Source organism: Streptomyces sp. JLSY215, assembly GCF_059682825.1.
In genome coordinates this window covers 2,449,588-2,462,805 of record NZ_CM185022.1, presented here as the reverse complement: position 1 = coordinate 2,462,805, position 13,218 = coordinate 2,449,588, and the positions used below count along the sequence as shown (strand labels likewise).

At 70.4% G+C, this 13,218-nt stretch carries 12 protein-coding genes; 8 read left to right on the top strand and 4 right to left on the bottom strand.

The genetic code is table 11. The annotated features are described in order from the left end of the window. Positions 1–225 precede the first annotated feature (225 nt). Together AC5677_RS11030 and AC5677_RS11025 are read left to right on the top strand one after the other, a co-directional pair. Positions 226–1,659, top strand: coding sequence for an MFS transporter (locus tag AC5677_RS11030; protein WP_497194843.1), 1,434 nt, complete (start codon positions 226–228; stop codon positions 1,657–1,659). A 97-nt stretch (positions 1,660–1,756) separates the two neighbouring features. Next, positions 1,757–2,428 (top strand): rhomboid family intramembrane serine protease, encoded by a 672-nt coding sequence (locus AC5677_RS11025; protein ID WP_497194842.1) that lies wholly within the window; start codon positions 1,757–1,759, stop codon positions 2,426–2,428. 155 nt (positions 2,429–2,583) lie between these two features. Here AC5677_RS11025 and nadA read toward each other — a convergent pair whose 3' ends face one another. Further along, entirely contained in the window at positions 2,584–3,771 is a 1,188-nt protein-coding gene (gene nadA, locus AC5677_RS11020; protein WP_497194841.1) for a quinolinate synthase NadA, read from the bottom strand. Positions 3,772–4,080: 309 nt separating this feature from the next. Between nadA and erpA the strand changes: the two genes are divergently transcribed. Together erpA and AC5677_RS11010 are read left to right on the top strand one after the other, a co-directional pair. Continuing rightward, positions 4,081–4,437 (top strand): iron-sulfur cluster insertion protein ErpA, encoded by a 357-nt coding sequence (erpA, locus tag AC5677_RS11015; protein WP_490854082.1) that lies wholly within the window; start codon positions 4,081–4,083, stop codon positions 4,435–4,437. A 118-nt stretch (positions 4,438–4,555) separates the two neighbouring features. After that, positions 4,556–5,149, top strand: coding sequence for a MepB family protein (locus tag AC5677_RS11010; protein WP_497194840.1), 594 nt, complete (start codon positions 4,556–4,558; stop codon positions 5,147–5,149). Between the two features lie 65 nt (positions 5,150–5,214). Here the strand turns inward: AC5677_RS11010 and AC5677_RS11005 are convergent, their stop codons facing one another. Together AC5677_RS11005 and AC5677_RS11000 are read right to left on the bottom strand one after the other, a co-directional pair. Further along, positions 5,215–6,696 carry a hypothetical protein gene (locus AC5677_RS11005; protein WP_497194839.1) on the bottom strand — a complete coding sequence of 494 codons (1,482 nt, stop codon included), beginning with the start codon at positions 6,694–6,696 and terminating at the stop codon, positions 5,215–5,217. 157 nt (positions 6,697–6,853) lie between these two features. Further along, on the bottom strand, positions 6,854–7,084 hold the full coding sequence (locus AC5677_RS11000; protein ID WP_497194838.1) for a hypothetical protein: 231 nt from the start codon (positions 7,082–7,084) through the stop codon (positions 6,854–6,856). Positions 7,085–7,243: 159 nt separating this feature from the next. On the opposite strand from AC5677_RS11000, the gene AC5677_RS10995 reads away from it, so the two are divergent. Next, positions 7,244–8,218 carry a carbohydrate kinase family protein gene (locus tag AC5677_RS10995; RefSeq protein ID WP_497194837.1) on the top strand — a complete coding sequence of 325 codons (975 nt, stop codon included), beginning with the start codon at positions 7,244–7,246 and terminating at the stop codon, positions 8,216–8,218. A gap of 16 nt (positions 8,219–8,234) precedes the next feature. Here the strand turns inward: AC5677_RS10995 and AC5677_RS10990 are convergent, their stop codons facing one another. Continuing rightward, the gene (locus AC5677_RS10990; protein ID WP_497194836.1) at positions 8,235–9,632 is read right to left on the bottom strand and encodes a cysteine desulfurase/sulfurtransferase TusA family protein; all 1,398 of its coding nucleotides are present in this window, start codon (positions 9,630–9,632) and stop codon (positions 8,235–8,237) included. Positions 9,633–9,939: 307 nt separating this feature from the next. On the opposite strand from AC5677_RS10990, the gene ctaC reads away from it, so the two are divergent. The 3 genes from ctaC to AC5677_RS10975 are packed head-to-tail and all read left to right on the top strand — an operon-like array spanning position 9,940 to position 13,030. After that, on the top strand, positions 9,940–10,902 hold the full coding sequence (gene ctaC / locus AC5677_RS10985) for an aa3-type cytochrome oxidase subunit II (protein WP_497194835.1): 963 nt from the start codon (positions 9,940–9,942) through the stop codon (positions 10,900–10,902). Then, positions 10,899–12,635, top strand: coding sequence for an aa3-type cytochrome oxidase subunit I (gene ctaD, locus AC5677_RS10980; protein ID WP_497194834.1), 1,737 nt, complete (start codon positions 10,899–10,901; stop codon positions 12,633–12,635). The genes ctaC and ctaD overlap by 4 nt, the downstream gene beginning before the upstream one ends. After that, complete coding sequence (locus AC5677_RS10975; RefSeq protein WP_128506350.1) at positions 12,632–13,030, top strand: cytochrome c oxidase subunit 4; 399 nt, start codon at positions 12,632–12,634, stop codon at positions 13,028–13,030. Before ctaD ends, AC5677_RS10975 begins: the two co-directional genes overlap by 4 nt. Positions 13,031–13,218 lie beyond the last annotated feature (188 nt).

Genomic DNA, 13,218 nt, shown 5'->3' with positions numbered 1-13,218 from the left:
TTCATTGTCCCCGGTGGCCGCCGTGGTTGGGGGGCCGTGTCAGGGCCAGGAACGCGGCACCCCGGAGAACCGCGGCCTGCCATCGCGCGGGCCGGCCGAACAGACTGGTCACCGTTGCGGACGGCCCGTCCGCCGCGGTCCCAGGGGGCGCACGTCGCCGGACCGCGGACGCGGTGGACGGTGCCGACCGCGGCCCGCCGCCCGAAACGCAGGAGGTCCTCGTCCATGTCGTCCCCCACCACAGCACAACGGCAACGGCCCGCCCCACCCGCGGCGCACCCCGACGTGCCGCCGGCGACGCCCGCGCCCCCGGCCTCCTCCGTCGCGCTGATCGCCGCCCTCCTCGGCTTCACCGTCATCACCATCGATGTCTCCGCCGTCAACATCGCGCTGCCCGCCATCCGCAGCTCCCTCCATGCCGGGATGTCCGGACTGCAGTGGGTCGTCGACGCCTACACGCTGATGTTCGCCGCCCTGATGCTCTCCGCCGGCGCCCTCGCCGACCGGGCCGGTGCGCGGCGCGCCTACGCCTGGGGCGTCGCCCTGTTCACGCTCGCCTCCCTCGGCTGCGCCCTCGCCCCCGGCATCGGCGCGCTCATCGCGGCGCGCGTCGTACAGGGCGGCGCGGCGGCCGTCGTCATGCCCGCCTCGCTCGCGCTGATCCGGCAGGCGTATGACGACCCGCGCCGCCGCGCCCGTGCCATCGCGCTGTGGACGGTGGGCGGTTCCGTCGCGCTGGCGGCCGGGCCGGTGCTCGGCGGCGTCCTCACCCAGACGTCGGGCTGGCGCACCGTCTTCCTGCTCAACCTCCCGGTCGGCGCCGTGATCCTGGCGCTCCTCCTGCGCACCGCCGCCTCCCCGCGCCGCCCCGCCCCCCTCGACCTGGCGGGCCAGGCCACCGCCGTCCTCGCCCTCGCCGGCCTCGCGTACGGGGTCATCGAGGGCGGACACACGGGCTGGACGTCCGCGCCGGTCCTCGCCGCCTTCTCCGTCGCGCTCGCCGCCGCCGTCGCCTTCTACGCCACCGAGAAGCGGCACCGCGCGCCGATGGTCCCGCTCGGCATGCTGCGGCAGCGCCAGGTCGCCGTACCCCTCATCGTCGGCTTCGCCATGAACGCCGGCTTCTACGGCGTCGTCTTCCTCCTCGGCCTCTACTACCAGCAGCTGCGCGGTATGACGGGCACGGCCGCGGGGCTGATGTTCGTCCCGCTGGCGGCCGTCACGACGCTGATGAACGTGGTCTCCCCGCGCCTGGCGGAACGCGCGGGCCGCCGCACGGTCATAGTGGCCGGCCAGGTGATCATGGCGCTGGCGATGTTCGCCCTGCTCCCGCTCACGGCCCACACCCCGCTCTGGCTGGTCCTGATCCTGCTCGTCCCCACCAGCATGGGCGGCGCGCTGGCCGTCCCGGCGCTCACCGCGCTGCTCATGGACGCCGTCCCCGGCCACCGCGTCGGCACGGCCTCCGGCCTGCTCAACGCCCTGCGCCAGACCGGTGGAGCCCTGGCCGTCGCGCTGTTCGGCATACTCCTCGCGGGCGGCGGGGACGGCGCGGGCTTCTCCCTCTCCGGTATGCACGAGAGCCTCCTGGTGGTGGGCCTCACGCTCTGCGTCACGACCGGTCTGGCCGCCTGGCTCCTGCCGCGGGACCGGTCGTAGTGGCCCCCGGCGTCGGGCCCACCCAGGACATATGTCATGGCCGTTCCACCACAGGGATCCCTGTTGGCCGGCAGGGTGCGCGCGCCACCATTGCGGCATGAACCTGCACACTCTCGTCCTGTACGGCTGTGCGGCCGCTGTCGTCGTACCCGGTTCGCGGCTCGTCATGGACCAGTTGGCGGGACGGCAGGCCGGCCCCGGCCGGCTGCTCGCGGCGCTGTGGCGGCGGCCGGTGCCGTGGGCCGCCGCCGTCCTGGTGGGCGTGATGACGGCGATGGCCGTGGTGCAGACCGTCGTCCCCGGTGTCCTGCCCCACCTGGAGCGGGCGCCCCATGGACCGTGGTGGCGAGTGGTGACCGCGCTGCTGGTGCAGACGTCGGGATGGCTGCAGCTCGCTTTCAACCTGGCGGCCCTCGCGGTCGTCGCGCCGGTGGCCGAGCGCAGGCTGGGTGCCGTGTGGATGCCGGTGGTCTTCGTTCTGTCCGGCGTGGCGGCACATGTGGTGAGCACGGCGGGCTGGAGCGTGCACGGCGGGGGTGACTCGGTGGGGATATGCGGTCTGGTCGGCGCGCTCGCGACGTCCTACGCGCTCGGCGGCCGGATACGGCGGCTGCGGCTGCTGTCCGTGCTCGTGCCGGCCGCCGGTGTGGTGCTGTGCCTGATGGAGAACAACCATGGCATCGGCGTGCTGACCGGGACGGTGCTGGGCGTCGCCCTCGCGCGGCGGCCCGAGGGCGGCCGCGCGAAGGCCGTGGCCGTGCAAACGTGAAACCCGCACCCGGCCGATGGCGGCGCACGGAGAACCACCGAAGGACATCCGACCCGCGGGCACCGCGGGCACCTCGGCGGATCTCCCCGTAACGACTGCGGGGCGCCCCTCCGAAGAGGGACGCCCCGCGGTGCCTGTCGGCTTGCCCACGGCGACTACGGCAGCGCCAGCATCCGCTCCAGCGCCAGCTTCGCGAAGCTCTCGGTCTCGCGGTCGACCTCGATCCGGTTGACCACCTTGCCGGCGGCCAGCGACTCCAGGGTCCACACCAGGTGGGGGAGGTCGATGCGGTTCATGGTCGAGCAGAAGCAGACCGTCTTGTCGAGGAAGACGATCTCCTTGTCCTCCGCGGCGAAGCGGTTGGCGAGGCGGCGGACCAGGTTCAGTTCCGTGCCGATCGCCCACTTCGAGCCGCGCGGGGCGGCTTCCAGGGCCTTGATGATGTACTCCGTCGAGCCGACGTAGTCCGCCGCGGCCACGACCTCGTGCTTGCACTCGGGGTGGACGAGGACGTTCACGTCGGGGATGCGGGCGCGGACGTCGTTGACGGAGTCCAGGGAGAAGCGGCCGTGGACGGAGCAGTGTCCGCGCCACAGGATCATCTTCGCGTCCCGCAGCTGCTCGGCGGTCAGGCCGCCGTTCGGCTTGTGCGGGTTGTAGACCACGCAGTCGTCCAGCGACATACCCAGGTCGCGGACGGCGGTGTTGCGGCCCAGGTGCTGGTCGGGGAGGAAGAGGACCTTCTCTCCCTGCTCGAAGGCCCAGTCCAGGGCGCGCTTGGCGTTGGAGGAGGTGCAGATCGTGCCGCCGTGCTTGCCGGTGAAGGCCTTGATGTCGGCGGAGGAGTTCATGTACGAGACGGGGACCGTACGGTCGGCTATGCCCGCCTCCGTCAGCACGTCCCAGCACTCGGCGACCTGCTCCGCCGTCGCCATGTCGGCCATGGAGCAGCCGGCGGCGAGGTCGGGGAGGATGACCTGCTGGTCGTCGCCCGTGAGGATGTCGGCCGACTCGGCCATGAAGTGGACGCCGCAGAAGACGATGTACTCCGCGTCCGGCCGGGCGGCCGCGTCCCGCGCGAGCTTGAAGGAGTCGCCGGTCACATCGGCGAACTCGATCACCTCGTCGCGCTGGTAGTGGTGCCCCAGGACGAAGACCTTGTCGCCGAGCTTCTCCTTGGCGGCGCGGGCGCGCTCGACGAGGTCGGGGTCGGACGGGGCCGGCAGGTCGCCGGGACACTCCACGCCGCGCTCGCTCTTCGGGTCGGCCTCGCGGCCGAGGAGGAGCAGCGCCAGCGGGGTCGGCTGGACGTCCAGGGGCTGGGCGGTGGTCACGACACGCACCCTCTCTTTTCTGCAGACGGCTCTGAGGCACGGCCTTTTCGTCTATTTGACGCTATCTATCATAGCTTCTTCACGTCACTTTGACGATGGCCATAGTGTCGATGTGACGCATCCGCCTTCCCCTTGCGCTTCGCGGATTCCTCCCCTTCCCGCCCCTCCGTGTGACCAGGCAGCCACCGGCGTCCGGCCCGTCATGTGCGAGCATGAAGAACGAAGACCAAGGACAAGTTGCGCGCTGCCGGAATAGATCCGGAGGCCCTTCGGTTGCAGCCGAGGGCAAGCGGTCCGTACAACCCGGGAGAGATGTAGATGAGCGTTCAGGACGAGCAGACCACCGTCAGCGACGGCATCATCCTGTCCGACGCGGCCGCGTCGAAGGTCAAGAGCCTGCTGGAGCAGGAAGGCCGGGACGACCTCGCGCTGCGGGTGGCGGTCCAGCCCGGCGGCTGCTCCGGACTGCGCTACCAGCTCTTCTTCGACGAGCGCTCGCTCGACGGCGATGTCGTCAAGGACTTCGACGGCGTCAAGGTCGTCACCGACCGGATGAGCGCCCCCTACCTCGGCGGTGCCTCCATCGACTTCGTCGACACCATCGAGAAGCAGGGCTTCACGATCGACAACCCCAACGCCACGGGCTCCTGCGCCTGCGGCGACTCCTTCAGCTGAGCGGCGGAGTAGCGGGTACGAAGGCGGCGCGCCCCCGGGTGGGGGAGCGCCGCCTTCGTCGTTCCCGGGCGGCCGCCCCCCGTCGGAAGCGCCCGCCCGGGGATGCCACGATGGCGCAATGGTGAAAGATCACGACGAATGCGCAGCGGCGGCCGCCGGTGCACCCGCGGCCGGGACCTGGCCGGGCGCAGGGCCGGTCCACGGCGACCTGCTCGCCGCGAAGACGCTGGTCTACGACCCGCTCGGGTTCACCTGCTCGCCTCCGCTGCCCGAGGCGGAGAGCGCCGAATACGCGGCGTACGCCTTCACCCTGGACGGACTTTCGGTCAGATTCCGCGCGGCCAGGACCACCCCGACGAAGATCGGCCAGTTCGTGACGGTGTGGCAGCGGTCCGCGAGCGGGCCGATCCGGCCTTTCGACACCGCCGACCCCGTCGATCTCTTCGTCATCAGCACCCGGGACGGCGACCACTTCGGGCAGTTCGTCTTCTCGCGGGACGCGCTCTGCGAACGGGGCATCGTCTCGCGGAACGGCACCGGCGGTAAGCGTGCCTTCCGCGTCTACCCGCCGTGGGTCACGACGGTGAACCGCCAGGCCCGCAGTACGCAGCGGTGGCAGCTGGAGCATTTCCTGGAGATCGGCACGGACGGCCGGGGCGGCGCGGCCGGGGCCCTGGACGCCGCCCGCGCCCGGGCGCTCTACCGGCCATGAGACGGCGGCTGCCGGGCACCACGCCCGGCAGCCGCCGCCCTCGTGTCACGCCCCCAGGCGAGCACCTACTGCTTGGGGACCGACTTACCGGTCGAGACATCGATCACCTTGCGGCCGTCCAGCGGCTTCTTCAGCGTCACCGACTTGGTGAACTCCTTGGCGATCTTCACGCAGATCTGGTGCGGCTTCTTGTCCCGCCCGACGACCTTGGTCTTCACCGTCGTGCCCGACTCCTCGGCGCTCACCGAGTAGACGCTGCACACCCCGCCCCAGAAGTGCACCGTCACCTTCCGGCCCCCGTCGCTCACGTCGTACGACTCCAGCGCCATCACGCCGGGCTTCCCGGACGGGATCTCCGGCGTCCGGTCCTTGTGCGCCAGGTACTTCGGGTTCACCGCGGGGTGCGCGACGAGCGAGGTCGCGTCCGGGCCGTCATCGGCGCCCGGCTGCCGCACCCGGTAGAGCCACGACGGCACCAGCGCCTGCCCGCCGTCCACGTACTGCACCGCCAGCCCGAAGGTCGCGCCGGTCACCTCGGTCGGCCGCTGGCCCTTCGTCGGCGAGGGCTCGCAGGGCGCGATCGGGGTGCCGCTCTTCTCGTCCGGGGGCGTCGAGGGGCAGGCGGCCGGCTTGCGGCCGTCGCCGGTGTTCAGCCGGTCCAGGGTCTTGTCGGCGCTCAGCACGGGATAGTCGGCACCCTTGACCGGATGCGCCAACTGGCCGCTGCCGCCGACCACTTGGCCGTCCGGGCCGACCTGGAGGTCGCTCTGCCAGCCGTAGGTCGGCAGCCCGCCGAACACCGGGTCCGCGGTCACGATCCGTACCGCGCCGGACAGCCCGCTCGCCTCCAGCTTCGCGTCCTTCTGGCCGAGCGCCGCGAGCGCCGGCCGCACGGCCTGCTTCGCCTTCGCCGCCGAGACCGCGCCCTTGCCGCTGCCGTCGTCCTCGGTGGACGCGTCCCCGCCCCCGCGGTACGAGGGGCAGCCGGGGCGGCTCGACGGGGAGCCCTTGTCGGGCAGCGCGCAGTTCGTCCCGCCCGGGGTGCCGTACTGCGAGTACGTCCACGCCCCCGAGCCGGTCTTGGTGACCTGGAGCACGGGGCTACGGGCGTCCCGCGTCAGCCCGCCCACCTTCCAGGTGTTGCCCTCCGAACGGACCTTTCCGGCCACATCCAGCGCCTTCGCCAGCCGTTCCACGGCCGCCTTGCCGATCTGCCCCTTCGGCCGGTAGACGGGCGCCGAGTCCGGCCCGTCGGGCAGCTTCGCCACCGCCTTGTAGTGCGCGCCCTGCGGATTGGGCTCGCCGGCCGCGATCCCGCCGCCGGTGTAGCCGTCGAGGGCCAGCGGCGGCGGGCCGCCCTTGGCCGCGGCCCCCGCCGGGGCCTCCTTGCTTCCGGCCGTCGACGAGGCCCAGTACGCCGCGCCGCCCCCGGCGATCAGCACCGCGGCGGCCATCGAGGCGATCACGAGCCGGCTCGGCCGCCTGCGGGCTTCGGGCTCCGGGCTCTTCGGGGCCGCCCCGGTGTCCTCGGTGTCCTCGGTGTTCACCGCATCGCTCCTTCAGCTCCGCCGAACATCTGACGTGCCATCCTCCAGGAAACCGGGAGACCCGCTTCCTGGAGGTCTGGACACCGATGGGACGGAGCCGGGGCGAAGGTGGTTCCCTCCCCGGGGCGCCCGGCCGTCGTGCCGGGCCCGCCGTCACTCAGTCGCCGTACTCGGACATCCCGTCGACGAGCGCGGCCGACTTCGCCGGGACCGTGACGCCGTGGAGATCGGAGGCCTTGCCGGGCACGGGAGCACCGGACCGCCGGGCACGGAAGCGCGGCGCCATCCGCGCGCAGTCGCCGCGCAGCTGGGCGAGCGACTCCGGGTCGGCCGTGGCGGAGGCGGAATGTACCGCGGACGGTGTGACGGCTTTCACAGGCTTGGTCATAGGGGCACCGTACGCAGCCGCCGATCGCGAAGAAAGACCTACTATTGGGTAGTTTCTGTATGTCCAATCGTCCGGGATGACCGGGTGGTACGGGGCTACGCCGGGTAGCGTTGTCCTACGTCCGCCCGTCCCTCCGCCTTCCGCAGGAGCAGACCAGCCGTGCGTATCGCAGTCTCCGGCTCCATCGCCACCGACCATCTGATGACCTTCCCCGGCCGCTTCGCCGACCAGTTGGTCGCCGACCAGCTGCATACGGTCTCCCTCTCCTTCCTCGTCGACCAGCTCGACGTCCGCCGCGGCGGCGTCGCGCCCAACATCTGCTTCGGCATGGGCCAGCTCGGCATCCAGCCGATCCTGGTGGGCGCCGCGGGCAACGACTTCGAGGAGTACCGCGCCTGGCTCGACCGGCACGGCGTCGACACCCGCTCCGTGCGCATCTCCGAGGTGCTGCACACCGCCCGCTTCGTGTGCACCACCGACGCCGACCACAACCAGATCGGCTCCTTCTACACCGGCGCCATGAGCGAGGCCCGGCTGATCGAGCTCCAGCACGTGGCCGAGCGGGTCGGCGGGCTGGACCTCGTCCTGATCGGCGCGGACGACCCCGAGGCGATGATCCGGCACACCGAGGAGTGCCGCAGCCGCGGCATCCCCTTCGCCGCCGACTTCTCCCAGCAGATCGCCCGGATGGACGGCGAGGACATCCGCACCCTCATGGAGGGCGCCACCTACCTCTTCTCCAACGAGTACGAGAAGGGCCTGATCGAGTCCAAGACCGGCTGGACCGACGAGGAGATCCTCGCCAAGGTCGGCACCCGGGTCACCACCCTCGGCTCCAGCGGCGTCCGCATCGAGCGGGTCGGCGAGCCCGCCATCGAGGTCGGCGTCCCCGAGGAGAAGGCCAAGGCCGACCCGACCGGCGTCGGCGACGCCTTCCGCGCCGGCTTCCTGTCCGGCCTGGCCTGGGGCGTCGGCCTCGAGCGCGCCGCACAGGTCGGCTGCATGCTGGCGACGCTGGTCATCGAGACCGTCGGCACCCAGGAGTACGAGCTGCACCGCAGCCACTTCATGGACCGCTTCACCAAGGCCTACGGCCACGAGGCCGCCGCCGAGGTCCAGGACCACCTGGCCTGAGCCCGGCCCGTTCCGCTCAGACGCGGCGCCGCACGACGTACGCGGCGCCGCGTTCCGCGTTTTCCTCTCCCACATACTCCTGCTCGCGCATCGCGCACCAGGCGGGAATGTCCTGCCGCGCGGCCTCGTCGTCGGACAGCACCGTCACCGTGCCGCCGACCGGCACCTGGCCGATCACCTTCGCCAGCTCGATGACCGGAATCGGACAGCGCCTGCCCAGGGCGTCGACCACCAGCCCGGGCTCGGCCCCGGGCTCCTCCGGCACCGCCTCGGCCGACGGCGCCCCCCACCGCTCCCGCACCGAGCGCACCGTCACGGGCAGCACCTCCAGAAACCGCTCCACCTCCGCCGCGGGCGTGCCGTACGGGAGCGATACCCGGACATTCCCCTCGGACAGCACACCCATCGCGCGCAGCACATGGCTCGGCGTCAGGGTGCTGGACGTACAGGAGGATCCGGACGACACCGAGAAGCCCGCCCGGTCGAGTTCCTGCAACAGGGTCTCTCCGTCCACATAGAGACAGGAGAAGGTGACCAGATGCGGGAGGCGGCGGTCCGGGTCGCCGACCACCTCCACATCGGGGACCAGCTCCGGTACCCGGGCGCGGATCCGCTCCACCAGGCCCCGCAGCCGGGCCGCTTCGTCCCGTTCGGTCCCGGCTTCCACCCGCAGCGCCCGCAGCGCGGCGGCCGCCGCCACGATCGCCGGGAGGTTGCCGAACCCTGGCGCGCGGCCCGACTCCCGTTCGTCCAGCGGGCCCTGGGGCGCGAAGCGGGTGCCCTTACGGATGGCGAGCAGACCGACGCCGGGCGGGCCGCCCCACTTGTGGGCGCTCGCCGCCAGCAGCGACCAGGCCCCGGCCACCGGCCCCCAGGCCAGCGACTGGGCCGCGTCCACCAGGAGAGGCACCCCCGCCTCCTGGCAGAGCTGCGCTACCTCCTCGACCGGCTGTTCGGTTCCCACCTCGTGGTTGGCGGACTGGAGGCAGGCGAGCGCGGTACCGGGCAGCAGCGCGGCGCCGAAGTCCCCGGCCGCGATCCGGCCCGTACGGTCCACGCCGACCTCCGCCGCCGTGCCGCCGGCCGCCTCATGGACCTCGGCGGCGTGCAGTACGGAGGAGTGCTCGACGGCGGAGTGCACCAGACGACGGCCGACACGCCGACGGCCGGCCAGCGCCCCGAAAATCCCGGAATGTACCGCCTGCGTCCCCGAAGGGGTGAAAACCAACTCGTCGGGGCGGCAGCCCACCGCCTCCGCCGCGGCCTCCCGCGCCGCGTCCAGCAGCAGCCGGGCCCGCCGGCCCTCCCGGTAGAGGCGGACAGGGTCGGCCCACCCCTCGTCCAGAGAGGCGAGCAGGGCCTCCCGGGCGACGGGATGCAGCGGGGCGGCGGACGCGGCGTCGAAGTAGGGCACGTACGAGACGGTAGAACACCGTTCCCCCGCCCCGCGGCGGAACGGGTCCGGGGCGGAGTTCGGCACGCCGTCAGATGCCTGGTGGGGCGGGGCATTCGAGGGTCCGGAAGGGGGCCAGCGAAGGACACGCCCACCCCATCGGGGTGGCTCGCGGCGCGTTGGGCACCCTCCCCGCGCGACCCCAAATAGCGTCCAGTAGGGTTTGGTCCGCATAAACATCCAAACCCCTGCCCGACGCAGGGCGGCGACCGACCAGCGAGTAAGGCCGCAGCCGACCGCGCGGGCGAGACTCTCGGGAAGGCGCTACGTGAGTCCCAACGGCTCCGACCGCTCGTCGCGGCGCCCGATGCGGCGGAAGCTGCCGCAGGTGCTTGCTGCGGGCCTGGTCCTGGCGACCGCTACTGGTTGCACATATAAGGACTTCCCCCGCCTCGGCATGCCAACGCCCGTCACCGACGAGGCGCCGCGGATCCTCTCTCTTTGGCAGGGCTCCTGGGCCGCCGCCCTCGCAACGGGCGTGCTGGTCTGGGGCCTGATCATCTGGAGCGTGATCTTCCACCGCCGCAGCAGGACCAAGGTGGAGGTCCCCACACAGACGCGTTACAACATGCCCATCGAGGCGTTGTACACGATCGTCCCGTTCATCATCATTGCGGTGCTTTTCTACTTCACCGCGCGCGATGAGAGCGCTGTTCTGAAGACTTCCAAGAAGCCGGACCACGTCATCAACGTGGTGGGCTTCCAGTGGAGCTGGGCGTTCAACTACATGGAGAACGTGGACGGCAACAAGTCGACCACGGGTATCAACTCCCCTGAACTCTCCGCCATCCCGGACAAGTGGAAGAAGTCCGCTCCGGCCGGCGCCGACGGCGTCTACGACGTGGGCACCCCGGGCACGAAGAACCCGCAGACCGGCAACCCGGGTCCGACCCTGTGGCTGCCGAAGGGCGAGTCCGTCCAGTTCATCCTCACGTCCCGCGACGTCATCCACTCCTTCTGGGTGGTGCCGTTCCTGATGAAGCAGGACGTGATTCCGGGCCACACCAATGTCTTCGAGGTGACTCCCAACAAGGAGGGCACCTTCATGGGCAAGTGCGCCGAGCTCTGCGGCGTCGACCACTCCCGGATGCTCTTCAACGTCAAGGTCGTCTCTCCGGCTAAGTACCGGGAGCACCTGAAGGACCTGGCGAAGAAGGGCCAGACCGGATACCTGCCGTCGGGCATCAAGCAGACGGATCATGCCAGGAATGCGGAGACGAAGAACACGTGAGCATCCTCAACGAACCTCAGGGTGCCGCCGCCGATACGGCTCCGGCAGCACCGCCCGTACGCAAGAAGCAGCCGGGCATCGCCGCGGTCAAGTGGCTCACGACCACCGACCACAAGACCATCGGCACGATGTACCTGGCCACGTCGTTCGCGTTCTTCTGCGTCGGCGGCCTGATGGCGCTGCTGATGCGCGCCGAGCTGGCCCGCCCCGGCGAGCAGATCATGACGAACGAGCAGTTCAACCAGGCCTTCACGATGCACGGCACGATCATGCTGCTGATGTTCGCGACGCCGCTGTTCGCCGGGTTCGCGAACTGGATCATGCCGCTGCAGATCGGCGCGCCCGACGTGGCGTTCCCGCGGCTGAACATGTTCGCGTACTGGCTGTACCTCTTCGGCTCGCTGATCGCGGTGGCCGGCTTCCTCACCCCGCAGGGTGCGGCCGACTTCGGCTGGTTCGCCTACTCCCCGCTGTCGGACGCGGTCCGCTCGCCGGGCGTCGGCGCCGACATGTGGATCATGGGTCTGGCCTTCTCCGGCTTCGGCACGATCCTCGGTTCGGTCAACTTCATCACCACGATCATCTGCATGCGGGCACCCGGCATGACGATGTTCCGGATGCCGATCTTCACGTGGAACGTCCTGCTGACCGGTGTGCTGGTCCTGCTGGCCTTCCCGGTCCTGGCCGCCGCGCTGTTCGCCCTGGAGGCGGACCGTAAATTCGGTGCGCATGTATTCGATGCGGCAAATGGCGGAGCATTGCTCTGGCAGCACCTCTTCTGGTTCTTCGGCCATCCAGAGGTGTACATCATCGCCCTGCCGTTCTTCGGCATCATTTCCGAGGTCATTCCGGTGTTCTCCCGGAAGCCGATGTTCGGTTACATCGGTCTGATCGCGGCGACGATTTCGATTGCCGGTCTTTCGGTCACGGTCTGGGCGCACCACATGTATGTGACGGGCGGCGTGCTGTTGCCGTTCTTCTCCTTCATGACGTTCCTGATCGCGGTGCCGACCGGTGTGAAGTTCTTCAACTGGATCGGCACGATGTGGAAGGGCTCGCTGTCCTTCGAAACGCCGATGCTGTGGACGATCGGCTTCCTGATCACCTTCACCTTCGGTGGTCTGACCGGCGTCATCCTGGCCTCGCCGCCGATGGACTTCCACGTCTCCGACTCGTACTTCGTCGTGGCGCACTTCCACTACGTCGTCTTCGGCACGGTCGTCTTCGCGATGTTCGCCGGCTTCCACTTCTGGTGGCCGAAGTTCACCGGAAAGATGCTCGACGAGCGCCTCGGCAAGATCACCTTCTGGACGCTGTTCATCGGCTTCCACGGCACCTTCCTCGTCCAGCACTGGCTGGGCGCCGAGGGCATGCCGCGCCGGTACGCCGACTACCTGGCGGCCGACGGCTTCACCACGCTGAACACCATCTCGACCATCAGCTCCTTCCTGCTGGGCCTGTCGATCCTGCCGTTCTTCTACAACGTCTGGAAGACCGCCAAGTACGGCAAGAAGGTCGAGGTCGACGACCCGTGGGGCTACGGCCGCTCGCTGGAGTGGGCGACCTCCTGCCCGCCGCCGCGGCACAACTTCCTCACCCTGCCGCGCATTCGCTCCGAATCCCCGGCGTTCGACCTGCACCACCCGGAGATCGCGGCCCTCGATGCGCTGCACAACGGTCACGGCTCTGCGGATGACAAGTCCCTCGCCGGCGGCAAGGAGGCGGGCAAGTGAAGATCCAGGGCAAGATGTTCATCTGGCTCTCCGTCTTCGTCCTCGCCATGGCGATCGTCTATGGCGTCTGGTCGAAGGAGCCGGCGGGCACCACCGCGCTGTTCCTCGCCTTCGGACTGTGCATCATGGTCGGCTACTACCTGGCCTTCACGGCCCGGCGGGTCGACGCGGGTGCGCAGGACAACGAGAACGCCGAGGTCTCGGACGACGCCGGTGAGCTGGGCTTCTTCAGCCCGCACAGCTGGCAGCCGCTGTCCCTGGCCGTCGGTGGCGCGCTCGCCTTCATGGGCGTCGTCTTCGGCTGGTGGCTGCTCTACTTCTCGCTCCCGGTGATCCTCGTCGGCCTCTTCGGCTGGGTCTTCGAGTACTACCGCGGCGAGAACCGCACCCAGTAGGACATGCAGTAACGACGGCCGAGCGCCGTACGGGCCGGGCCCGGACACCTCATCAGGTGTCCGGGCCCGCTGTCGTTCCCGGCGGGGCGCCGGCGCGTCGGCGTGTCGTCCCGGCGTGTCGGGCGCCCGGACCGCACCCCATTTGCAGTCATCCAGCGCGCCGGAAGAGGTGATTCTTCATATTTTTG

What these genes read in the sequence shown, in the direction of transcription:
- AC5677_RS11025 (WP_497194842.1), top strand. Translation starts at nt 1,757, where the DNA reads ATGAACCTGCACACTCTCGTCCTGTACGGCTGTGCGGCCGCTGTCGTC.
- erpA (WP_490854082.1), top strand. Translation starts at nt 4,081, where the DNA reads ATGAGCGTTCAGGACGAGCAGACCACCGTCAGCGACGGCATCATCCTG.
- AC5677_RS11010 (WP_497194840.1), top strand. Translation starts at nt 4,556, where the DNA reads ATGGTGAAAGATCACGACGAATGCGCAGCGGCGGCCGCCGGTGCACCC.
- AC5677_RS11000 (WP_497194838.1), bottom strand. Translation starts at nt 7,084, where the DNA reads ATGACCAAGCCTGTGAAAGCCGTCACACCGTCCGCGGTACATTCCGCC.
- AC5677_RS11030 (WP_497194843.1), top strand. Translation starts at nt 226, where the DNA reads ATGTCGTCCCCCACCACAGCACAACGGCAACGGCCCGCCCCACCCGCG.